Consider the following 22044-nt stretch of genomic DNA (forward strand, 5'->3'; position numbering starts at 1 on the left):
CTCAACGTCGGGTCATTCCTGTGAGTTCCCTGACGGGATCACAAGACGACCGTGTCGAATGCGACTTTACCGGCCCTTGACCATTCTGTCGTTCACGCCTGCTCCCCGTCCTGCCCGGAACGGAGCGTCATCAGCCAGTCGCGAGCGGTTTCGGAGTCCCGAGTTCGTGCGTTCACGGCCATCACCGCACGTCCCAGGCACACCGCCTTCAGCATCGACTCGGCCCGCTCGAACTGGTCCCCCCAGCCCAGGCCGGGCTTGGCGAGCATCAGCGAGGCGATGCCGTGCGCGGCGGCCCAGAGTTCGAGGACGACGTCGTTCACCTCGTCGCGGTCGAAGAAACCCTCGTCGGCGAGTTCGGTCACCGTGTCCACGAACCGCGCGTAGGCGCTGGCGGTCAACACCTGGTCGACCTTGGAGGGATGTGCCGCGTCGGCGGGCTTGCCGAAGGCGACCCGGTAGAGCACCGGGGTCGCGACCGCGAAGCGGATGTAGGCGAGCCCGAGTTGCAGCGCACGGTCCAACGGGTCGGTGATGCCCTCGGTGGCGGTGGCGAGCTGAACGTCGAGCCGCTCGAAGTACCGGGCGCACACGGCGTCGAGCAGCGCGTCCTTGTCGGCGAAGTGCAGGTAGATCGACGGCGGGGTCACCCCGACGCGAGTGGCGACCGCCCGGATCGACATGGCGGTGTCGTCTCCGTGCTCGACCAGGAGCTCGCCCGCGGCCTCGATGATCTCCTCGGCGAGGATCTCACCTGCCCCGCGAGGTGACCTCGCCCGTCTGTGTGTCGTCACTGCTCTCCTGCGCTCGATCCTTCTCTTGAGTTCGGTGGGGACCGGGTGGGTCGTCGTCCGGCACTTCCTCGGACAACCCGAAGCGGTCATGGAGTTTCCTCAGCGGCGGCGGCGCCCACCAGTTGGCGCGTCCGACGAGGCGCATGAACGCCGGCACCAGGAACATCCTGACCAGGGTCGCGTCCATCACCACCGCGAGCGCCAGCCCCACCCCGAACATACGCATGAACGACACCTGTGAGGCTGCGATCGCGGCGAACACGATGCTCATCAGCAGGGCCGCCGCCGTGATCACCCGGCCGGTGCGTGCGAGGCCCAACGCCACCGCGTGATCGTTCGCCGCGCGGGTGCGGTCGGACTTCAGCCATTCCTCCCGCACGCGTCCCAGGAGGAACATCTCGTAGTCCATGGACAGGCCGAACGCCACGCAGAACAGCAAGACGGGCACGGTCGCATTGAGCGTTCCGGTCGCCGTCGTGCCCAGGCCGTCGAGGTGGCCCTCCTGGAAGAACCAGACCATCGCACCGAAGGTCGCCGACAGCGACAGGATGTTGAGGACGAGGGCCTTCAGCGGGAGGACGACACTGCCGGTGAAGAGGAACAGCAGGACGAACGTGGCGACGGCGATGATGGCCAGCACCCAGGGCGTGTGGGCGAAGATCGAGCTGACGGTGTCGTCGGTGGTCGCGGCGAGACCGGTGAACAGGGTGTCCGTTCCCTCGGGTGCGGGCACCGCGCGCAAGGCGTCGAGCTGCTGCATACCCGCATCGCTCGTCGGGTCGCGATCGGTGGACACGTTGACGACGTGCACGTCGCCGCGACTGTCGTCGGGACTGCCGGGCGCGAGCGCCTCGCCGCGGACGAAGGTTCCCGCTGACGAGCCGGCCGAGTTGACGTCGTCGACCTGAGACAGCGCCCTCGTGTATGCGGCGAGCGACTCCGGCCCCGCCGGCCCCTGCACGACGATGGTGATCGCCGAGGAGAGATCGTCTTCGTAGCCGTCGCGGATCTCCTGCTGGATGGCGTGCGAACTCGCGGACCCCGGGAGCACGCGGTCGTCGGGAAAGCCCATCCGGAGCGACAGGAACGGTGCGCCGAGGACCAGCAGGAAGATGGTGACCACCGCGGCGACCGGCAGTGCATGGCGGAGTACCCACTGGACGAGGCGGTACCACCGGGTGTCCTCCGGCTCGCGGGGCCGTGGTGGCGGCAGACGCAGCAGTCGACGCATGGGTTTGCGTGCGTCGAGGGCGTCGATCCGGTCCCCGAGGACCATCAGCACGGCCGGGGTGATGATGAGCGCGGAGAGCGCAGCCACCGCCACGACACCCAGGCCGGCAAACGCGAAGGAACGCAGGAAGTACTGCGGGAAGAGCACCAGCGCACTGAGCGAGAGCGCCACGGTCACCGCGGAGAACGCCACGGTCCGACCGGCGGTCGCGAGAGTTCGGACGATGGCGTCGGGACGTTCGAGTCCCCGATCGACCTCTTCCCGGTACCGCGTGAGCAGCAGCAACGTGTAGTCGATCGCCAGGGCGAGACCCAGCGCGGTGGTCAGGTTGAGAGCGAACACCGAGACGTCGGTGACCGATCCGATCGCCCGCAGCAGCGCGAAGGTCAGGATGATCGAGATGATGCCGATGCCGACGGGCAGGGCCGCCGCGATCAGTCCGCCGAAGACGAAGATCAGCACGATGAAGGTGATGGGGATGGCGATCGCCTCGGCCGTCAACAGGTCGGACGCGGTCTGCTCGTTGACCTGGGAGTAGACGAGCGCCTGGCCGCCGACCCGGATCGAGATCCCGTCGCGTTCGCCGGTGAACTCCTCGTCGATCTCTGCCGCCCGGGCCGGCGCGAGGTCCTCGCCACCTTCGAGGGCGACGATGATCAGCGTCGATGTCCGGTCGCGGCTGACCAGCGCGGAGTCGAGGGTCGGGTCGGACCAGACCGACAGGATCTGGTCCTGCACGTGCTCGTTCGCACCGAGTTCACGGATGATGTTGTCGGACACGGCTTTCGCGGTCGGATCGCGCGAGATGTCCACGCCGTCGGGGCCGTCGAGCTTGAGGACGACCTGAATGCCGCCCCGGTTGAACGTCTCGTCGAGCACCTTGTCGGCTCTTGCGGATTCGGCGTTGGGAGCGCTGTAGCCACCTGCCAGGAGATGTTCGGCAGCGGTCGCCCCGTAGGCGCCGCACACCACGATCAGGACGAAGGCGCCGAGTAGCACCCTCTTCGGCATCGCGATGATCAGCCGTGTCAATCGAACCACCGTGCGTCCCCCTCGCCTCGGTCGACTTTACGGCGTTAAGTTATCAGCAGTAAGTTAGCGGGTCAACGATGTTTTCCCTGCGTGAACTTCCATCCCGAGCCCGCGACGCACGGTGCGGAGTTCGCGTTCGATGACGGCGGACTCCGAGCCGAGCAGCCCGGTCGTGCGGATGATCTCCCGCAACCGGATCGCCGGGCGCGCGACGTCGACGAGGTGATGCAACGGCGAACGACGTAACCCCATGCGCCGCGCGACCGGTCGTTCCACCCACCGCGTCGAGATCGCGGCGAAGGACGATCGGAGAATGGGGCCGGTGACCGCATCGAGCGCGGACACCAGGACCGACGGCACCGGGATCGGCGCAGCACCGTGGACGACGCCGGGCAGGTCGTAGCCCTCGTGGAGCAAGGCCTTGATGAGCACCTTCGACGAGTCGTCGGGCTCGAGTTCGAACTCCGCCGCGACCCGGAAGAGATCCGCCGCCTCACCGTGGTTGGCCGGCAACAGGTCGTCGTCGACGCCGATCACCCAGCCGATCCACCGCCACAGATGGGTGATCGCCTCCCGTTCGGCGCTGCTGTAGTGGATGCCCAGGTCGCGCGCGACCAACAGCGGCAGGGCGAGGAACCCGCACGAGATGGTCATGACCGAGTAGGTCTGGTTGATCGGCACGCCCCACGCGGCCTCGTCCCAACCCTGGTCCTCCCCCTCTGCATCACGGGGATGGGTGAGGGCATCGCGGATGTAGGCATGGAGAAGTCGGATACGCAGCGTCGCAATCCAACCGGGGTTACCTGGCAGCATCGCGCCGGGCGTGGTCGCCTCCGCGACCCAGCGCGCGGTCGACTGCACCCGGTCGCGGGTGCCCAACCCGAGGCGACCGGTCGCGACCAAGGGTCGGACGAACCCCTGCGCCTTGTACCCGTAGATCAGCGACTGATACAGCGTCGAGGACTGCAGCGTGCCGAAGCGCCACCACGCGCGTGCCCCCGACGCCGCGAACGCCGCGTCGAACCAGGTCGGCGGGGTGCTCGTCACCTGCAGCAGACGACGCATCGACGCCGGCATCTCGATCCGGTCGGGATCATCCGCCGTCTCCGAATCCGCATGGGACTCGAGCAGATCGACGAGGGTCGAGAACGACATGCCCCGTTCGCGGGCCTCGACGACCACCGCGTCGGCAAGCGGATCGCCCTGTGACAGGCCGACCTCCAGACGGTCGACGAGTTCGGGATGCCGCGTTCGGACAGCCTCCCAGTTCCGTGCGCCGGTCACCGCTGCCGCGTCCATGTCTCCGATGATCACCCGCTCAGGTGGGCGGGTCAAGGAAGAGCGGGTCGAGGAACAGGCAGGTCACGGAGCCTGACTATGCTCACTCCGAAGCCCCCATAGCCCAATTGGCAGAGGCAGCCGACTTAAAATCGGCACAGTGTCGGTTCGAGTCCGACTGGGGGCACCGGGATTCCGGACTCAGCGCGAGGTACGGAGGTCCTGCGGCAACGCCTCGGCGATCAGGCGGGCCATGGCCTGATTCCCCTTGAGGTTCTGGTGGAATCCGAGGTAGATGCTGGTCGGCACGAAGCCTTCGAACCACTTGTCCCGCGAGCAGGCGTCATGCCCGACGACCCGGTTCTGGATGTCGACGAAGACGGCGCGGTGCCGTTCGGACACCTTCTTCAGGATCGTGTTGTACCGACCGAGGAAGCTGTTCCGGATGAACGAGATGTCGGCGTCGCTCGCCGGGTTGGCGGGATAGCAGCCGCGGTTCCCGAAGTACCCGCCCTGGCCGACCACGGCGATGACGGCCCTGGGCGCCCGCGCGCGGACCGCCTTCAGCGACGAATCGACCGAGGCCTCGAGCGCACGCAGCCCGTCGTTGACCCCGTTCACGTAGAAGGGGTTGGTCCGGCACTGCGAGTCCATGCCCTGGATCGGCGCGATACACCAGCGCGAGAGGTTGCCCCAGTTGGCATCGTTGGCGCCGATCGAGATCGTGATCAGGTCGGTGTCTGGGCGCACCGCCTGGATCTGCGGCGGATGGAATCCGTCGAAGCGCAGCTGCGGCGCCGAGGTGATGTTCTCTCCGCGAGCGCCGACACAGGCAACCGTGCGGAACGACGTCGCGCCGATGGTCTTCGCCAGGAGGTTGGGGTAGGCGGTATCCGACCGTGAGCATCCCTGGAACTGGGTGAGCGTCGTCGGGCTGGCCGCCCGCGAATCACCCAGCGCGACGTAGCTGAGCGACCCACGTTCTTTGGCCGCCGGCGCGGCGAGCGCCGGAGCGGCACCGAGCCCCACAACGACGGACAGGGCCATCACAGCAGTCACGACACGGGTCACGACGGTGCGCGCAGAGGATGATCCGGGAGATCGCATGGATCGAATTCAACCAGTAGGTCCGGCTCCCGGCTCGGTGTCATTCGTTCCGACGACGCGCCGGCCGATACACGAATCGGCCCACCTGCGCATATGCCATGCGCTCGCTCAGCCGCGAACTCAGCCTGCGTGCCCCGTTGAACACGTGGGCGTCTTTGCCGACCACCGCACGGACCCGCCCGGCGAGAGCGGCGTCGATGATCAGGCGTGCAGCCTTCTCCGGGGCCATCGCGAAGTTCCTGGCGAGGGCTTCGGGGGTGCCGAGAGCCTTGGAAGTGTTGCGGACGAGGTCGGTCCAGATGGTCCCGGGGAGGACCGTCGTGACGGTGACCTTCGACTTCTTTCCACGCTGGTCCTGGGCGAGTCCGTAACCGAAGAACGCGACCGCCGCCTTGCTGGCTCCGTAGAACGCGGCGCCGGGGAACGGCGCGAGCCCGGACAAGCTGGACGTGATGAGAATCAGCCCGCCGTCGGGACGCTGTTCGAGATGCGGCAGGAAAGCCCGGGTGAGCCAGACGGTGCCGTAGTAGTTGACGCGCATGAGCAGGTCGATGCGGTCGTCGTCGACCTCGGCGATCGGTTGGGTGTCCTGCGGGATGCCGGCGATGTTGAACAGCCCGTCGACGTGCTCGACGTCAGCGAGTACCGCGTCCGGAAACCGTTGCACCGCTTCGCGATCGCCGATGTCCAGCTTGTGCGCATGGAACCGGGAGTCCCCCACGAGCCGCCCCGTCTCCGCGAGACCGACCTCGTTGATGTCCGCGCCGACCACCGTCGCACCGCGGGAGATCAGTTCCAGTGCGACGCAACGGCCGATACCGTTGCCCGCACCGGTCACCACGAAGACCTTGCCCGTCAGATCCTTGCCGTCGACGTCCACGAATCCTCCTCGACCGAGCCGTTGCGGGAACCCTAGCAAGCGCTTGGTTGCCCTGTCCGGCCGGGAGTTCGCCTGCGGTTGGCTCGGGTCAGCGCCGGGGTGATGTTGCCGTGGTGATGTACTCGTGGGCATGTCCACCCGGGTTCTGGCCGCCGCCCCCCCAGCCGCCGACTCTGTAGCCGCCGATTCCTCGGCCGCGCTGCTCACCCTCGGCATCTCGATCTACTCGATCGCGATCCTCGTATGCCTCGGCGTCGCGATCAACGCGGCACGGTTCCGTCGTCGTCGCCTCGCGATCACGATGGCGTGGGTGGTCGGTGTGCTGACGATCGCGGGCGTGATCATCGCGATCCTCAGCAGCGTGCACGGGGGCTGAGCCCCCCTACTCGACCCGGAATTCGCCCAGCTCGAACCAGTTGTCGCCCTCGATCGTGGTGTTGATGACGTCCGGGGTCCGCTGCAGGTACTTGGGCAGCTCCTGCTGCGCCTGCTTGAAATGCGGTGAGGTCACATGCGCCTCGGCGGCGTCGTCGTCGAATGCCTCGACCAGCACGTAGGTGTGCGGGTCGTCGAGCGAACGCGACCAGTCGAACCACTTGTTGCCCGGCTCGGCGCGCGTCGCCTCGGTGAACTCTCGCGACAGCTCCGGCCATTCGTCCGCATACTCGGGCTTGATGGGCCATTTCACGACGATGAGAATCATGCCTCGACCTTAGTCCCCGAACCTCCGGACGAACTGTCGCAAAATGCGACTGGGACGGCTGTCCCAAAACGTCTCGCCCGACGACCCATCTCGGCTACCGGAATCGCGAGACCTCCGCCGCCTCAAGGCATAGAGTGTGAAATCGACAACAAATGTCCTCACATCAGTGCGACAACGGAGGCGATATGCCGGACATCACCAAGTTCTACATCGACGGCCAGTGGGTCGAACCCGCCGAGCTCAACGTCATCGACGTGATCAACCCGGCCACGGAGAAGGCCGCCGGGCAGGTCGCGATCGGAAGCGCCGCCGATGTCGACGCCGCAGTGGAAGCCGCCCGTCGCGCCTTCGAGACCTGGGGCCAGACCACCGTCGAGGAGCGCCTCGAGGTCATCAACCGGGTCATCGCCGAGTACCAGAACCGCATGGGCGACCTCGCCGCCGCGGTCACCGAGGAGATGGGCTCCCCCGTCGGCCTCACCAACGCCGCGCAGGTCCCGATCGGCCTCGGCCACCTGATGACCGCCGCCGCCCAGCTGCCCGGCTTCTCCTTCAGCGAGGACCGCGGCGGACACCGCATCGTCAAGGAGCCGATCGGCGTATGCGGCTTCATCACGCCATGGAACTGGCCGCTCAACCAGGTCATGTGCAAGGTCGCCCCGGCGCTGGCCACCGGCTGCACAATGGTGCTCAAGCCCTCCGAGGTGGCCCCGTTCTCTGCCGCCATCGTGGCCGAGATCTTCGACGCCGCAGGCGTTCCCGCCGGCGTGTTCAACCTCGTCAACGGTGACGGACCGGGCGTCGGCGCAGCGCTGGCCGCCCACCCCGACATCGACATGATCTCGTTCACCGGCTCCACCCGCGCAGGCATCGAGGTCGCCAAGACCGCGGCACCGTCGGTCAAGCGCGTCGCCCAGGAACTCGGCGGCAAGAGCCCGAACATCATCCTCGACGACGAGGACTTCGCGAAGAACGTCGCCGGCGGCATCGCGGCGATGATGATGAACTCCGGCCAGTCGTGCAACGCCCCGAGCCGCATGCTCGTGCCGTCCTCCCGCCTCGACGAGGTCGCCGAGATCGCGAAGTCGGTCGAGCCGAACATCACCGTCGGCGATCCGACGACCGACGTACAGCTCGGCCCGGTGGTCTCCGAGGCACAGTTCGAGAAGATCCAAGGCCTCATCGAGCGGGCGATCGCCGACGGCGCCACCCCGGTCATCGGCGGCGCCGGACGCCCGGAGGGCCTCGAGACGGGCTACTACGTGAAGCCGACGGTGTTCACCAACGTCACCAACGACATGGAGATCGCCCGTACCGAGGTCTTCGGCCCGGTCCTCGTCGTGATCGCCTACGACTCGATCGACGAGGCGATCAAGATCGGCAACGACACCGAGTACGGCCTCGCCGGTTACGTCTCCGGCAAGGACATCGACGAGGTCCGCCGCATCGGTTCGCGCATCCGCGCGGGTTCGATCGGTCTCAACGGCGCCACGGTCGACCCGGTTGCACCGTTCGGTGGCTACAAGAAGAGCGGCAACGGCCGCGAATGGGGCGACTACGCCTTCGACGAATTCCTCGAGGTCAAGTCGCTGCTCGGCTACGGTGTCTGACGCCACACCCTCTCTCACACAAGCCGGCGGGCACATCCACTGTGGATGTGCCCGCCGGTTTCTGTCTGGGCCTCGTTTGTCTGGGCCTCGTTTATCTGGGCTCAGGCCGGGGTGTCGGCGCGGAAGTCGTCGCGCTCGACGACCCAGGACACCGCCATCCCGGCGACGAGCCCCCAGAACGCCGACCCGATGTTCAGGACAGTCAGGTCCGACACCGAGACCAGGAAAGTCACCAGCGCGCCCATCGTGAACCGGGAGCCGAATGCTCCGCGGAACGCTCCCTGCAACGCACCGAGGAGCGCCAGACCGCCGACCGTGGCGATGAACGCCGCCGGCATGGCCTGCATGAGCGTCACGAACACCGGCGCGAACACGCCGATCGCGATCGCCAGGACCCCGAAGGTCAACGCCGCGATGTAGTGGCGGTCGCGGCGGCCACCGGCAACCAGCAGCGCGTTGGTGGGACCGGTGAGGCACGACGAGATGGCCCCGACCGACGCCGCGAGTGCCGACCACAGCCCGCTCGCCACGGTGATCACGTTGACCGGCGGATGGTGTCCGGCACCGCGCAGCACCGCGACGCCCTGACCGTTCTGCACGACGATCACGGTGATGGCCAGCGGCACCACCAGTTCCATCGCCGCCCGAACGGTGAACTCCGGGACCGTGAAGACCGGCACCGCCACGATCGACGACGCCGGGGCGTCGATGTGGAAGGACCCGGTCGCGCCGACCGCGATCGCACCCACCACGAATGCGCCGATGATCGGCGGCACCCGCCGGCTCACCGTCTGATGGCACTGGAGCGCGAAGAAGGCGATGACGATCGGAACCGCGACCCACGGGTCGGCCCCGACCGCACCCACGATGTCGAGCCCGAACTGCAGGAACACACCGGCGACCATGCCCATCACGATCGGCATCGGTATCGCCGACATCGCCTGTCGCACAAGGCCGGTCAGGCCCACCAGGACGACCAGCAAACCGGTCAGGAGAAACGCACCGACAACCTCGGACCACCTCAGGTGCGCCAACGCCGAACCGACGAGCACCGTGCCGGGGATCGTCCACGCGAAGCCCAGCGGCATCTGGTACACCCAGCTGGCGACCACCGTCAGGATCCCGTTGAGCACGAAGACCCCGAAGATCCACGACGTCAGTTGCGCGGTGGTGAGATCACCCGCCGCACCCGCCGCGAGGATCACCGCCACCGGTCCCGACGCGGCGAAGATCAGTCCGATCAGACCGTTCGCCAGATAGGTGCCACCCGCGTCGCGCAACAGCGACGATGGGCTCGGCCGGGTACCGGTCGGCCGTTCGAAGCCGGTTGCGTACATGCGTCTCCTCGCGTCTGGTCTCTCGGCTGAGGCTAGTGACGCATTCGGCGAGAACAAGGACACATATTCCCGGGATTGATCGCGGGTGTTTATCGCACGACGCCCACGCGTTGCGGGGACCGTGACTACGATCGGCCTTCATGCTGATACCCACCCGCCCCGACTCGACCACCGTTCTCGATGTCGAGGTGACCGGCACCGGCGAGCCGCTACTGCTCATCGCGGGCATGTCCGCGCACCGGGACATGTGGACCGCCGAACTCCTCGACCGACTGACCCCGCACTTCGAGGTCGCCGTCTACGACCATCGCGGCATCGGCGGGAGCAGCCGCGCCGAGGGTTCGTTCACCATCGCCGATCTCGCCGACGATGCGCGGGGCGTCCTCGACGGCCTCGGATGGGACACCGCGCACGTCCTGGGCACGTCGATGGGCGGCATGATCGCCCAGGAGTTGACCCTCAACCATACCGACCGCGTGCGAAGTGTCGTCCTCGGCTGCACCACCGCGGGAGGCCCGGGCGCGATCGGTACCGCCGGCGCGCTACGACTGGTCGAGGCCATCGCCTCCCGCGACGCAGCGCGCGTCGCCCGCACCGCGTTCGAGGTCAACCTGTCCCCCGAGTTCTGTTCCGGTGACGGCGCATTCGAGAAGTTCACGAAGTTCTCGACCCTGCGCAAGGTGCCGTCGGCGGTGGTCGCGGCCCAGGCGACGGCGTGTGCCGGGCACGACACCCGCGATCGGCTGGCCGGGATCAGCGTCCCCACCACCGTCATCCACGGCGACGTCGACGAGGTCATCGGCGTCGCCGAGGGCGAACGGTTGGCCGCCGCGATCCCCGACGCCTCCCTCGAGAAGTGGGCCGGCGTCGGCCACATGTTCTGGTGGGAACGCCCCGAACAGACCGCCGAGGTCGCCATCCGAACAGCGAAGGCGGCGGGCTGAACCGAGCCGGCGTAACGCCGGTCGGGTCGTCGAACGACATTCTTGACATCGGCACCGACGCGATCTTCGGGTGGCCGCGTATGTCAGGAGCTCTATGTCGCACTCATCCCAGGCCCCCAGTTCTGAGACCCCCAGTTCCGGGGCCAACAGCTCGAAGCCCCGCCGCCTCTCGCCGCGCCGGCGGATACTGACCGGCATCTCGGTCGTCGCCATCCTCACCCTCGGACTGTTCGGGGCGAGCACGCTGCTCGACTCGTCGAACACCGCCAGTGCACTGCGCGGACATCCGGAGAAGCTCCGCCCGGGCTGCACCTGGGACAAATCGGGCTACTACGTGCAGAACTGCAAGGTGTGGTCGGAGTCCCAGAAGCGCCACGTGATCGTCCAGATCCGCGCTTCGAGCGGCAGTGACAGCGGTGTCTACCTGCTCGACGGCATGCGGGCCAGCGAGACCCGCTCGGCGTGGACCACCGATGTCCAGGCCGCCCGTGTCTACGACGCGAAGGCCAACACGACGCTGGTCATGCCGGTCGGCGGCGCGTCGTCGTTCTACACCGACTGGGACGGCGGTGCGGGCAGCGACAACACCATCATCAAGCAGGAGACCTTCCTGACCTCCGAGCTCCCCGCATACCTGGAGAAGGAATTCGGCGTCGCCCGCAACAACAACGCGATCGTCGGGCTGTCGATGTCGGGCGGCCCCGCGGTGACGCTCGCCGAGCGGCACCCCGAGCAGTTCAAGGTCGTCCAGGCGATGTCGGGCTACTACCAGACCGACAACCCGATCGGCGCCCTCGGCGTCTTCGCGACGCAGAGCCTGGTGTCGAACTACGTCAGCGGCGTCGTCAACATGTGGGGCAAGCCGGGCGGCACCCGCTGGACCGACAACGACCCGTCGAAGAACGTCAGCAAGCTCGCGGAGAACGGACAGGTGCTGGTCATCTCGTCGGGCAACGGCTTCCTCACCCCGTCCGAGCTGGCGAAGCTCGCCCCGCAGGACCAGATCTCGGCAATTGCGCTGGAGATCCTGTCCGCGGTGTCCACCGTGCTGATGCAGCTGCAGGCCAAGCAGTCCGGCGCATCGGTGATCTCGCTGCCCAACTACGGCGGCCACACCTGGGAGAACTGGGGCCGCGCTCTCGGCGACGGCAAGGGTCACGTCCTCGAAGCGCTGCGCAACAACCCGCCGGTCACCGCGAAGACGACGGTCGTGTCGGCCTCGGGCAGCCCTGATCCCGAGGCACCCGCGAAGGTCACGATGGCCGTGAAGAAGGCCGCCGCGGCCTCCCCCGCACTCGACGCCTCGGTCCTGGCCGCGATGGAGTCAACCGACGCCTCCTCCGCGTCGTCGGAGACCCCGTCGTCGTCGGAATCGGCTGTTCCGTCCGACGCCTCGGAGTCGGCTGCGCCGTCGAGCGATGACGTGTCGGCATCCGTGCCCGCCGCACCCGAGTCGGCAGCGGCCGAATCCGCCGCCGCTGCAGAGGAATCCGTCGCGACCACGACGGACCCCTCCGCACCACAGCTCGCACCGTCTGCTCCGCCGGTCTCGGAGCAGCCCGCATCGTCGACGACCACCACGACACCGGTTAGGTAGGCCCGCTCCGGCAAGAGGTTCAGCAATAGGTGTCGCTGAGCGATACCTATTGCTGAACCTTTGTCGTCAGTCGATACTGACCGCAGCGGTTAGGTTTACGAGGTGAACTCCTCTGATCTCGCCGACCTCGTCGGCGCCGACACCATCGCCGTGGTGGTCGCGTCCGGGCTGATCCTGGTCTGGGGTCTGGCGCTGGGCGTGTGGAAGTACCACGGCATCCGGACATCGCCCGAACACACCGCGCACATCTACGTCGACATCGCTCACCGTGCGGCGCTCATGTATTCGTTCGCGACCCTCGTTCTGGCGGCACTCGTCGAGCTGAGTGCGTTCGGAGCTGCGGTCAACCTGGTGGCCGCCGCGGTGCCGATCGTGTTCTTCGTCGCCGCGATCGCCGCGTACTGCATCCACGGCGCTCTGCGCGACACCACCAACCAGTTCGACAAGCCGATGCCGGGGACGTACCTGTTCATGCTCGCGCTGATCGTGGGTGAGATCGGCGGCGTGCTGGTGCTTCTCGCCGGCGTCGTCGTCCGCCTGACCTGACCGGCGGAAGCTCTACGACGCGGGCGAGTGCCGCTCCAACCAGCTCACGACTTCGTCGAGGACCATGTCCTGCTCGGGTTCGTTGAAGATCTCGTGGAACAGGTCGTCGTAGATGACCAGCGTCTTGTCCTCCGAACCCGCGAGCCGCTCGACGAGTTCGCTGCCCTTCGGGTCGGTGAGGGCGTCGGCGCCGCCATGCATCACGAGCACCGGCAGCTGCAACGACGGAAGACGCTCGGGGAACGACTGCATCGTCGCGATCATCGCCCCGCCCAGCCCGGCCGGGATCTTTCCACGCGACACCAGCGGATCGGCGTCATAGGCCGCGACGACGGCCGGATCGCGGGAGATGCTCGACGAACTCAGTGCGGTGGTCGGCAGTCCCGGTGCGATCCGCCCGAGAATCGGCGCGACCTTGACCGCGAGCGGAGACAGGTCGTTCCCGGGCAGCACCGCGGCACCCGACAGGATGAGACCGTCGAGCCTCTCCTGATGATCGAGTGCGTAGTCGAGCGCGATACAACCGCCCATGCTGTGCCCGATGAGGAACGTCGGGAGAGCGTCGTCGGAGACGTGGGCGATGACGGTGTCGAGGTCGCCGGTGAACTCGCCGAAGCGGCGCAGGCGCATCCGCTTGCCGCCGGACCGTCCGTGACCGATGTGGTCGGGAATCGCCACCAGATAACCCGCGTCGACGAGGCGCTGGGCGACGTGACCGTACCGTCGACCGTGTTCGGCGAGTCCGTGGGCGATCACCACGACGCCGCGCGGATCGCCTTCTGGCCGGTGCACGTCGTAGACAATGGTCTGGCCGTGCGGTCCGCGGAAACTGTGCTCTTCCGGTGTCATTCCCTGCTCTCTCGTTGCCTGCTCGTATGCCCTGCTCGTCCGAACCCGGATCAGTGGAGGCCGAACCGTGCCGCGACCGACCTGCCCGCGGACTCGAGCGCTCCGAGCGGACGAAGCGCGGCCTCCCCGATGCCGACCAGCACCTCGACCCGGGCGACGACCCGTTCGAGACGTGCCACGACATCGGACATCCGGCCGACGGTGGAATCCACGTTGTCGAGTGTTCCCGACATCCGCACGAGCGTCGCATCCAGCTTCTCGATCGTCGCGTCGAGATTGCCCATGGTCGGGCCGAGGCCCTCCAGGGTCTCGCCCATGTCGGCGATGATTCCCTCGAGCTGCTCGACCGTCACGTCGGCGTTGAATGCCGCCTGCGCCAGCTTCTTGATGCGCTGACGCTCGGGCGGCTTCGATGACGAGGTGTCGACCATGGGCTGGATTATCGCCCACCGGTCGTCCGTCGGGAGAGCGAACGCGAGAGGAATAGTCCGACGCCCCCGAGGGTTGAGGCACACAGAGTTGCTCAAATTTGAGCGACTACCGAACGAAGGAGCACCCCATGCCTGCCGTCTCCGCCGACACCTTGACCCTGACGCGCCTGTCCTCACCCGGGGTCGACGCCATCGAACGCCCCGTCCGTTCGGTCACGCGCGGACCGCGCGGATACGAGGGAGAAGGGTTCCCGGTCGTGCGTGCCTTCGCCGGCGTCTCCGCAGCCGACCTCGACCCCTTCATCCACATGGACCAGATGGGCGAGGTCGACTACGAGCCCGGCGAACCGCGGGGCACCTCATGGCATCCGCACCGCGGTTTCGAGACCGTGACCTACATGATCGAGGGGCGGTTCGCCCACCAGGATTCCGCCGGGGGCGGCGGCCTCATCGAAGACGGGGCGACGCAATGGATGACGGCCGGGTCCGGCATCCTGCACATCGAGACACCTCCGGCCGAACTGGTCGAGTCGGGCGGGCTGTTCCACGGCATCCAGTTGTGGGTGAACCTGCCCGCCAAGGACAAGTTCCTCCCGCCCAACTACCAGAATCTCGAGGGCGGTCAGGTGGGTCTGGTGACCTCCCCGGACGCCGGGTCGCTGATCCGGATCATCGCCGGCGAGATCGAAGGCCACCGCGGGCCGGGTTCCACGCACACGCCGATCACCCTGGCCCACGCCACCGTGCAACCGGGTGCGGCGGTGTCGATCCCGTGGAATCCCGAGTTCAACGCGCTGGTCTACGTGTTGTCCGGGCGCGGACGGGTCGGCGCCGAGGGCCGCCCGATCGAACAGGGATCACTCGCAGTCCTCGGCAAGGGCGACCGGATCACCGTGGCCGCCGACGGTTCGCAGGACAGCAACCGTCCCGCGTTGGAGGTCCTGCTGCTCGGAGGTCAGCCGATCCGCGAACGAGTGTTCCAGTACGGCCCGTTCGTCATGAACACCAAGCAGCAACTCATCGAGGCCGTCGAGGACTACCAGGCCGGCCGACTCGGCGTCGTCCCGCCGAACGCCTTGATGCCGCACACCATTCGCTGATCGATGTCCCCCGACTCAACCGGCGACTCCGACGATCTGCAGGCCGCGTGGCGCGTCTTCATCGAGACTGCCGCGCGGCTGCAGACCATGCTCGACGACGACCTGCGTGCCACCGCCGGAATGAGTCTCGCCGACTACAGCGTGTTGCTCATCCTGCACGAGAGCGAGGGCGGCCGACTGCGGATGCGAGACCTGTCGCATCGCATGGTTTTCTCCACGTCGCGTCTGTCCTACCAGGTCGACGCGATGGTCAAACGCGGTTGGCTGCAACGCGAACGCGCCGTCGAGGACCGGCGCGGTAGTTATGCGGTGCTCACCGAGGCGGGGCGTACCGCCTTCCGCGAGGCCGCTCACGACCACGGTCGATGCGTCGACGAGTTGTTCTTCTCCGCATTGCGACCCTCCGATGGACGCGAACTGCGTGCGGTGATGGACAAACTCGCCACCCATCTCGACGCCACCCACCCGGGAGATCAGGAGACCTGATGTCGCTCACCATCATCCGGGCTGACGAGCGTCACCACTGGCGCAACGAGTGGCTCGAGTCCTGGCAGTCCTTCCCGGCGACGGGCAACTTCGACCTTGCGGCCAACGCCCACGGAGTCCTGCTCGTGCACAACGACGATCGGGTCGACGCGGGCGAGGGGCTCGACCGCCATCAGCACCGCGATGCCGAGATCGTCACATGGGTTCTCGAAGGCGCACTGCGCCACCGCGATTCAACGGGCAACGACGGAATCCTGAAACCCGGAGTGGTGCAACGCATGACGGCCGGTCGAGGGATCGCCCACAGCGAGGGCAACGCCACCGGCCGCCTCGACGGCACCGACCTTCGCGTCGTCCAGATGTGGGTCGCACCCGACGAGGCCGACCTCGAACCCGGATACGCCGAGGCCGACGTCTCCGGTGCGCTGGCGACCGGCGAACTCGTGGTGGTCGTCTCCGGACTGTCCCGCCACGCGACGACGACGCCGGTGACGATCAACAACTCCGCCGCCGCCCTGCATGTCGCGCAGATGCCGGCCGGAAAGACGGTGACGCTGCCCGACGCACCCTACGGTCACCTGTACGTCGCACGAGGGGACGTCGAACTCGACGGCACGGCCCTCGGCGAGGGTGATGCCGTACGCACCAGAAACGCCGGCGAGATCTCCGTGCACAGTCCCGGCGGAGCCGAGATCCTGTTCTGGGAGATGCACGCCGGCGTCGCCTGAGCCTTCCTGCCGGGTCAACCGCCGAGCTGCGGTGCCACCTTCGACGCCACCAGGTCGAGGTGGTCGAGGTCGTCGAGATCCAGTGTCTGGAGATACATCCGGGTGATACCGAGTTCGCGGTAGCTCTCGATCTTGGCCGCGACCTCGTCCGGCGTGCCCGCGGCGCCGTTCTCACGCAGTTCGTCCGGTTCCCGGCCGATCGCCTCGGCGCGACGCCGGAACTCGGCTTCGGTACTGCCGCAACACAAGACGAGAGCTCCCGAGTACGTCATCGTCTCGGGACGACGCCCTGCCGTGGCACAGGCCGCGCGCACGTTGCCGATCAACTCGCGAGCGACGTCGACGGGCTGGAACACCACGTTGAACTCATCGGCGAACCGCGCCGCCAACGCCGGCGTGCGCTTCTTTCCGCTGCCACCGACGATGATCGGCGGACGCGGGTTCTGCACCGGCTTCGGGAGTGCCGGGGAGTTGCTGATCTGGAAATGCTCACCGCGGTAATCGAACTGACTGCCCTCAGGCGTGCCCCACAGGCCGGTGATGATCTCGAAGCTCTCCTCGAGACGATCGAACCGTTCCTTGATCGACGGGAACGGGATCCCGTAGGCCTTGTGCTCGGGCTCGTACCAGCCGGCCCCGAGCCCCAGTTCGATTCGGCCGCCACTCATCTGGTCGACGTTGGCGACCGCGATCGCGAACGGGCCCGGGAGACGGAAGGTGGCCGACGAGACCAGCGTGCCCAGGCGGATGCGCGAGGTCTCACGCGCGAGACCCGCCAGCGTGATCCACGCGTCGGACGGGCCCGGCAACCCGTCGCCACCCATGCCGCTGTAGTGGTCGGAACGGAAGAAGGCGTCGTAGCCGAGATCCTCGGTCGCCTTCGCCACGGCGAGCAGCTGATCGTAGGTCGCACCTTGCTGGGGTTCGGTGAAAGTTCGCAATTGCACAGTTTCAACTTACGCGCAATGGGCATCCACCTCGTGCGGGACGATTTCCCCGGCCGCCCATCCGGCCCCGCGGCGAATCCGAATCGCATATGCACGACACCCCAACCCGGTACTCGCCGAGTACTCGACAAAGGAGTCCGAAAATGAAGACAGTTGCGCGTACAGCCCTCGGTTTTGTCGTCGCGGCGGCAGGTGCCACCGCGGTATCGCTCGCCGCCGCCCCGTCGGCCGGTGCAGCACCGTCGGTGTGTCCGGCCCTGCCCGGTCAGAGCTCATCCACGACCTCCTGCAGCGCCGAGTCGGGCCCCAACGGTCTCGCGCTCGCCATCACCGACAACGGCGGCAAGGCCACCTCGACTGCGGACAACTTCGCCGGACCCGCGGCCATCGCACTCGGCCCCGGTGCGACCGTGACCATGACCGGTGTGCGCGGCGGCCTGGCCATCGGCATCGCCGGGCCGGGCGCCGAGGTCGTCGTCGACGGCAAGAACGCCCCGACCTGCAAGGGCGGCCCCGCGTTTGCCGGCGATTTCCAGACCTTCAAGGGCTGCAGGTCCTGATCCTTCGCACCCACGGGTGCGAATGAGGCGACCGGCCTGGAGCCCTAGGGTCGGCCCGCTTCCACGATCTTCGCTGCCAGCAGCTTCGGATTGGTGAACATCACCTCATGCGAACCCGGCAGCTGCACGAGCCGGTACATACCCAGCCGCGACGACATCCGCGGGTGCCAGCCCCACTCACCCGGCGGCAGCGCGATGTCCTCCGTCGCGTTGATGTAACTCTTCGGGATCTCACTCTGGTAGAACCGCGTGAGGTCGAGTTTGTCGGCCATCGGCTGCAGCGGTTCCGGCGACAACAGCTCGTAGGTCCGCGTCGCGGTCTCCAGATCGGCGTCCTGGATGAAGGCCTCCCGCCACACCGGGAACGGCAACATGACGGTGTTGTCATCGGTGGCGGCCGCCAGGCTCGTGAACAGTTCCCGGTAGTGAGGCGGAGCCTCGTCCATCAGGCTGTTGCCCGGCTGCGGCACAAAGGCATTCCAGAAGATCAACCGCTGAATCCGCTCGGGGATCTCCTCGGCGAGACGGGCGATCACGGTACCGCCGTAACTGTGACCGAGGAGCACGAAGTCCGCCAGATCGTTGGCCTCCACATAATCGACGATCGATTTCACACAGTCATCGTGGGTCACGTTCTTGTCGACCCCCTTCCCGTGACCCGCAACGGTGGGACCGTATGCGGTGTGGCCGAGAGCCTCGAGTTCGGTGATCACCGGCTCCCATAGCGGACCGTCGTGCCAGGAACCGTGAATCAGGACAAACGTAGTCATACGGACAACGTATGGACGGCATATAGTGACGCTCTACCCACAAAACGCAGGAGATGTCCGGAAAGCGAGCAGAACTGGCGATGCGCACGCCGCCGCCACCGGTCCTGGTGGACACCGCAGATCCGGATGAGGCTGCCGAACTCCTCGCCAGCAGCTACTGCCCGCACCGTGTTCACGTCGAAGGCACCTCACGGGAGTTTCGAGCCGTCCAAACCGAGGTCACGGTATCCGACGTCGCTATCCACACTCTCCGTTACGGCACGGACGTACGCATCGATCCGGACCCGCTGGGGGCCTGGGTGCTCGTGTCCACGCCGATGCGGGGCCGGCTCACGATCCGATCGGGCGCCGAGTCGCGCACCCTCACGCCGGGCGAATCCGTCGCCATCGACTCCTATCGCCCGTTCGAACTCACCTGGCGGCACAGCTGCCAACTCCGAACTCTCCGACTACCTCTCGCCTCCGTCGTCGAGGCCGCCCAGCTCATGGGCGCCGAAACCTCTCGCCCGGTGCGGTTCGGACTGGGCGACCCCGCGACACCGGCCTCGGCGCGCAGCTGGCAGTCCGTCGTCGCACTCGCTGAGCGGGATGCCCGGATGGCCGGCGAACTGAGCCGCTCACCACTTCTGAGCGGACAGATGTCGCGAATGATCGCGACCACACTCGTGGCAACCCATCCGCTACTGGCCACCTCCGGCGACGACCGGCCCGCTGTGCCGCGCCAGATCCGCAAGGCCGTCGAACTCATCGAACGCTCACCGGAGGAGGACCTCACCGCCACACGGCTCGCCGTCGCCGCCGGGGTCGGTGTCCGCGCACTGCAGGAGGGATTCCGGCAGCATCTGCAGATGAGCCCGACGGAGTATCTCCGACAGACGCGTCTCGAACGCGCGCACCATCGGCTTCTCCGGGAGAACCCGTCCACCGTCACCGTCGCGGAGATCGCCCACTCGTGGGGTTTCGGCAACCTTGGCCGCTTCTCCCAGATGTACCGCCTTCGCTACGGAAGACTGCCGTCACAGACCCTTCGCGACTGACGCCGAAGTCGTTCAGGAGAACAGGCCTCGCAGGTAGGCGGCCTGCCCGATGTGCTGCGCGTCGTCGTCGACGACGCTGACCAGCCGGACACCGAGCGTCACCGGCGGGTCCCAGTTGGTGTCGACAACCCGGTCCAGATCCGAATCCGCCAGCGACGCAATGTAGTCCACGCTGACGGCGTGTGTGGCGTCGTAGTAGTCGCGGAGCAAGCCGGCATCGTCGACGACGACGCGCGCCGCCTCCTCGGCCGAATGGCCGTAACCGATGTCGGCAGGCGAGAAGGGCAGGGCGAACCGGTCGACCCATCCGCCGGTCACCCACACCTCGTCGGTGCCGGCGACATCGGCGATGTGGGAGTCCTGGACACGCGCGAGATGCCACACCAGCCAGGCGATGGTGTTGGCGCCCGGCGCCGGCGCCCGATTCAGGACCTCCGAATCCGCGTCGTCGAGCACCGCGTGAACATTCTCGGAGATGCGTCCGAGACCGTCGATTAGCACATCTGTGGCGCGCATGCGGCAATTTTAGTTCGCCGTGCGCGCAAAGATGGCGGGTCTGCAGATCCGTCAGCATCATTCCTCCGGTGTCCGAACAGAACCAGCCTGCCGTGACCCCCGACAACGGCACGCGCTCCACCCGCAAGATCCGCTTCAACGCCTTCGACATGAATTGCGTTGCGCACCAGTCCCCGGGCCTGTGGCGCCATCCGAGCGACCGGTCGTGGAACTACAACACCATCGACTACTGGGTCGATCTCGCCCGTCTGCTGGAGACCGGCGGCTTCGACGGCCTGTTCATCGCCGACGTCCTCGGGACCTACGACGTCCTGTCCGGCACCGATGAAGCCGCGATCCGCCAGGGCGCCCAGATCCCCGTCAACGACCCACTCCTGCTGGTCTCGGCGATGGCGCACGCGACCGAGAACCTCGGATTCGGCGTCACCACCGCAACCGGTTTCGAGCATCCCTACCCGTTCGCGCGCCGCATGTCGACGCTCGATCACCTGACCCGGGGCCGTGTCGGCTGGAACGTCGTGACCGGTTACCTGCCGTCGGGTGCACGCAACATGGGCGACGACGACCAGCTCGCGCACGACGACCGCTACGACCACGCCGACGAGTACCTGACCGTGCTCTACAAGCTCTGGGAGGGTTCGTGGGAGCGTGACGCGGTGCGTCGCGACCGCGAGGCGGGCATCTTCGCCGACCCCGCCAAGGTCCACCACATCGGTCACGAGGGCAAGCACTTCAAGGTCCCGGGCATCCATCTGTCCGAACCGTCGCCGCAGGGCTCGCCGGTCATCTACCAGGCCGGTGCCTCTCCCCGCGGGCGCCGCTTCGCGGCAGAGAACGCCGAGGCGATCTTCGTCGGTGCGCCGACCAAGGCGATCCTGCGCAACGTGGTCAGCCAGATCCGCGAGGAACTCGTCCTGGCAGGCCGCGATCCGTACGACGCCAAGATCTACACGCTGCTCACCATCATCACCGACTCGACGCCCGAGGCGGCGCGCGCGAAAGCCGCCGAATACCAGTCCTATGCCAGCGAAGAGGGTGCGCTGGTCCTCATGTCCGGATGGATGGGCATCGACCTCGCGAGCTACGACATCGACGAGCCGATCGGCAACGTGGAGAGCAACGCCATCCAGTCGGCGGTTGCGGCGTTCCAGCAGGCCTCCGACAGCGGCGAGGAATGGCGCGTCCGCGAGATCGCGGCCTGGGGCGGCATCGGCGGTATGGGCCCCGTCCTGATCGGCTCGGGCGACGAGGTCGCCGAGCAGCTGCAGGACTGGGTCGCCGAGACCGACGTCGACGGCTTCAACGTCGCCTACGCCGTCACCCCGGGTTCCTTCGAGGACATCGTCACCCACGTGATCCCCGCCCTCGAGCGCCGCGGCGTCTACGACCGTGAGTACGTCCCGGGCACCCTGCGCCACAAGCTCTTCGGCCGTGGCGACCACCTGCCCGAGAACCACCGCGGTTCGACCTACCGGGTCGGCGGCGTGAACTCCACGATCGACGACTCGATCCGTGAGCGCAACCGCCTCGCCGCCGCCGGGACGAAGTGATCGGGACCGCA

General features: G+C 67.3%; 23 protein-coding genes and 1 tRNA gene. 12 read left to right on the forward strand and 12 right to left on the reverse strand.

Annotation, left to right across the window (positions count from 1 at the left end):
- Positions 1 to 92 precede the first annotated feature (92 nt).
- From LQD00_RS20630 to LQD00_RS20640, 3 genes are read right to left on the reverse strand one after another with little or no spacing between them, the layout of a single operon-like run.
- Complete coding sequence (locus LQD00_RS20630; protein ID WP_232719191.1) at positions 93 to 794, reverse strand: TetR/AcrR family transcriptional regulator; 702 nt, start codon at positions 792 to 794, stop codon at positions 93 to 95.
- Positions 751 to 3066, reverse strand: coding sequence for an MMPL family transporter (locus LQD00_RS20635; protein WP_232719192.1), 2316 nt, complete (start codon positions 3064 to 3066; stop codon positions 751 to 753). Before LQD00_RS20635 ends, LQD00_RS20630 begins: the two co-directional genes overlap by 44 nt.
- Positions 3067 to 3120: 54 nt before the next feature.
- Positions 3121 to 4356, reverse strand: coding sequence for an oxygenase MpaB family protein (locus tag LQD00_RS20640; RefSeq protein ID WP_232719193.1), 1236 nt, complete (start codon positions 4354 to 4356; stop codon positions 3121 to 3123).
- A 92-nt stretch (positions 4357 to 4448) separates the two neighbouring features.
- Here LQD00_RS20640 and LQD00_RS20645 point away from each other — a divergent pair.
- A tRNA-Leu gene (locus tag LQD00_RS20645) sits at positions 4449 to 4522 on the forward strand.
- Between the two features lie 14 nt (positions 4523 to 4536).
- Here the strand turns inward: LQD00_RS20645 and LQD00_RS20650 are convergent.
- Both LQD00_RS20650 and LQD00_RS20655 read right to left on the reverse strand, forming a co-directional pair.
- Positions 4537 to 5382 (reverse strand): SGNH/GDSL hydrolase family protein, encoded by an 846-nt coding sequence (locus LQD00_RS20650; protein WP_232719194.1) that lies wholly within the window; start codon positions 5380 to 5382, stop codon positions 4537 to 4539.
- Positions 5383 to 5482: 100 nt separating this feature from the next.
- Positions 5483 to 6322 (reverse strand): SDR family NAD(P)-dependent oxidoreductase, encoded by an 840-nt coding sequence (locus tag LQD00_RS20655; protein WP_232719195.1) that lies wholly within the window; start codon positions 6320 to 6322, stop codon positions 5483 to 5485.
- A gap of 130 nt (positions 6323 to 6452) precedes the next feature.
- Between LQD00_RS20655 and LQD00_RS20660 the strand changes: the two genes are divergently transcribed.
- Positions 6453 to 6698 (forward strand): hypothetical protein, encoded by a 246-nt coding sequence (locus tag LQD00_RS20660; protein WP_232719196.1) that lies wholly within the window; start codon positions 6453 to 6455, stop codon positions 6696 to 6698.
- Between the two features lie 6 nt (positions 6699 to 6704).
- Here the strand turns inward: LQD00_RS20660 and LQD00_RS20665 are convergent, their stop codons facing one another.
- Positions 6705 to 7025: a putative quinol monooxygenase gene (locus tag LQD00_RS20665; RefSeq protein ID WP_232719197.1), complete on the reverse strand. Its 321-nt coding sequence runs from the start codon at positions 7023 to 7025 to the stop codon at positions 6705 to 6707.
- Positions 7026 to 7210: 185 nt separating this feature from the next.
- Here LQD00_RS20665 and LQD00_RS20670 point away from each other — a divergent pair, with 185 nt between their 5' ends.
- A complete protein-coding gene (locus LQD00_RS20670) occupies positions 7211 to 8635 on the forward strand; it encodes an aldehyde dehydrogenase family protein (RefSeq protein WP_154882982.1) in 1425 nt (474 codons plus the stop codon).
- 101 nt (positions 8636 to 8736) lie between these two features.
- On the opposite strand, the gene LQD00_RS20675 is transcribed toward LQD00_RS20670, so the two are convergent.
- Complete coding sequence (locus tag LQD00_RS20675) at positions 8737 to 9972, reverse strand: benzoate/H(+) symporter BenE family transporter (protein ID WP_232719198.1); 1236 nt, start codon at positions 9970 to 9972, stop codon at positions 8737 to 8739.
- A 140-nt stretch (positions 9973 to 10112) separates the two neighbouring features.
- Between LQD00_RS20675 and LQD00_RS20680 the strand changes: the two genes are divergently transcribed.
- The 3 genes from LQD00_RS20680 to LQD00_RS20690 all read left to right on the forward strand — a co-directional run bounded on the left by LQD00_RS20680 (position 10113) and on the right by LQD00_RS20690 (position 13059).
- Positions 10113 to 10916: an alpha/beta fold hydrolase gene (locus tag LQD00_RS20680; RefSeq protein WP_232719199.1), complete on the forward strand. Its 804-nt coding sequence runs from the start codon at positions 10113 to 10115 to the stop codon at positions 10914 to 10916.
- Positions 10917 to 11010: 94 nt separating this feature from the next.
- Positions 11011 to 12513, forward strand: a complete 1503-nt coding sequence (locus LQD00_RS20685) for an alpha/beta hydrolase (protein ID WP_232719200.1) — start codon at positions 11011 to 11013, stop codon at positions 12511 to 12513.
- A gap of 102 nt (positions 12514 to 12615) precedes the next feature.
- Positions 12616 to 13059 (forward strand): hypothetical protein, encoded by a 444-nt coding sequence (locus tag LQD00_RS20690; RefSeq protein ID WP_232719201.1) that lies wholly within the window; start codon positions 12616 to 12618, stop codon positions 13057 to 13059.
- Between the two features lie 12 nt (positions 13060 to 13071).
- Here LQD00_RS20690 and LQD00_RS20695 read toward each other — a convergent pair whose 3' ends face one another.
- Together LQD00_RS20695 and LQD00_RS20700 are read right to left on the reverse strand one after the other, a co-directional pair.
- Positions 13072 to 13908 carry an alpha/beta hydrolase gene (locus LQD00_RS20695; protein WP_232719202.1) on the reverse strand — a complete coding sequence of 279 codons (837 nt, stop codon included), beginning with the start codon at positions 13906 to 13908 and terminating at the stop codon, positions 13072 to 13074.
- A 50-nt stretch (positions 13909 to 13958) separates the two neighbouring features.
- Entirely contained in the window at positions 13959 to 14339 is a 381-nt protein-coding gene (locus LQD00_RS20700; protein WP_232719203.1) for a hypothetical protein, read from the reverse strand.
- A gap of 128 nt (positions 14340 to 14467) precedes the next feature.
- Between LQD00_RS20700 and LQD00_RS20705 the strand changes: the two genes are divergently transcribed.
- From LQD00_RS20705 to LQD00_RS20715, 3 genes are read left to right on the forward strand one after another with little or no spacing between them, the layout of a single operon-like run.
- The gene (locus tag LQD00_RS20705; RefSeq protein WP_232719204.1) at positions 14468 to 15439 is read left to right on the forward strand and encodes a pirin family protein; all 972 of its coding nucleotides are present in this window, start codon (positions 14468 to 14470) and stop codon (positions 15437 to 15439) included.
- Between the two features lie 3 nt (positions 15440 to 15442).
- The gene (locus tag LQD00_RS20710) at positions 15443 to 15925 is read left to right on the forward strand and encodes a MarR family winged helix-turn-helix transcriptional regulator (RefSeq protein ID WP_232719205.1); all 483 of its coding nucleotides are present in this window, start codon (positions 15443 to 15445) and stop codon (positions 15923 to 15925) included.
- Positions 15925 to 16653 carry a pirin family protein gene (locus LQD00_RS20715; RefSeq protein WP_232719206.1) on the forward strand — a complete coding sequence of 243 codons (729 nt, stop codon included), beginning with the start codon at positions 15925 to 15927 and terminating at the stop codon, positions 16651 to 16653. Before LQD00_RS20710 ends, LQD00_RS20715 begins: the two co-directional genes overlap by 1 nt.
- Positions 16654 to 16667: 14 nt before the next feature.
- Here the strand turns inward: LQD00_RS20715 and LQD00_RS20720 are convergent, their stop codons facing one another.
- Complete coding sequence (locus LQD00_RS20720; protein ID WP_232719207.1) at positions 16668 to 17600, reverse strand: LLM class F420-dependent oxidoreductase; 933 nt, start codon at positions 17598 to 17600, stop codon at positions 16668 to 16670.
- Positions 17601 to 17743: 143 nt separating this feature from the next.
- Between LQD00_RS20720 and LQD00_RS20725 the strand changes: the two genes are divergently transcribed.
- Positions 17744 to 18160, forward strand: coding sequence for a DUF6764 family protein (locus LQD00_RS20725; protein ID WP_006357658.1), 417 nt, complete (start codon positions 17744 to 17746; stop codon positions 18158 to 18160).
- Positions 18161 to 18204: 44 nt separating this feature from the next.
- On the opposite strand, the gene LQD00_RS20730 is transcribed toward LQD00_RS20725, so the two are convergent.
- Positions 18205 to 18930 carry an alpha/beta fold hydrolase gene (locus LQD00_RS20730; RefSeq protein ID WP_232719208.1) on the reverse strand — a complete coding sequence of 242 codons (726 nt, stop codon included), beginning with the start codon at positions 18928 to 18930 and terminating at the stop codon, positions 18205 to 18207.
- 53 nt (positions 18931 to 18983) lie between these two features.
- Here LQD00_RS20730 and LQD00_RS20735 point away from each other — a divergent pair, with 53 nt between their 5' ends.
- Positions 18984 to 19967, forward strand: coding sequence for an AraC family transcriptional regulator (locus LQD00_RS20735; RefSeq protein WP_232719209.1), 984 nt, complete (start codon positions 18984 to 18986; stop codon positions 19965 to 19967).
- A gap of 12 nt (positions 19968 to 19979) precedes the next feature.
- Here the strand turns inward: LQD00_RS20735 and LQD00_RS20740 are convergent, their stop codons facing one another.
- Positions 19980 to 20483, reverse strand: a complete 504-nt coding sequence (locus LQD00_RS20740) for a mycothiol transferase (RefSeq protein ID WP_232719210.1) — start codon at positions 20481 to 20483, stop codon at positions 19980 to 19982.
- 92 nt (positions 20484 to 20575) lie between these two features.
- Here LQD00_RS20740 and LQD00_RS20745 point away from each other — a divergent pair, with 92 nt between their 5' ends.
- Positions 20576 to 22033: an LLM class flavin-dependent oxidoreductase gene (locus tag LQD00_RS20745; protein ID WP_308196031.1), complete on the forward strand. Its 1458-nt coding sequence runs from the start codon at positions 20576 to 20578 to the stop codon at positions 22031 to 22033.
- Positions 22034 to 22044: the final 11 nt, after the last annotated feature.

This window comes from Gordonia metallireducens (assembly GCF_021245825.1).
Classification (GTDB): domain Bacteria; phylum Actinomycetota; class Actinomycetes; order Mycobacteriales; family Mycobacteriaceae; genus Gordonia; species Gordonia namibiensis.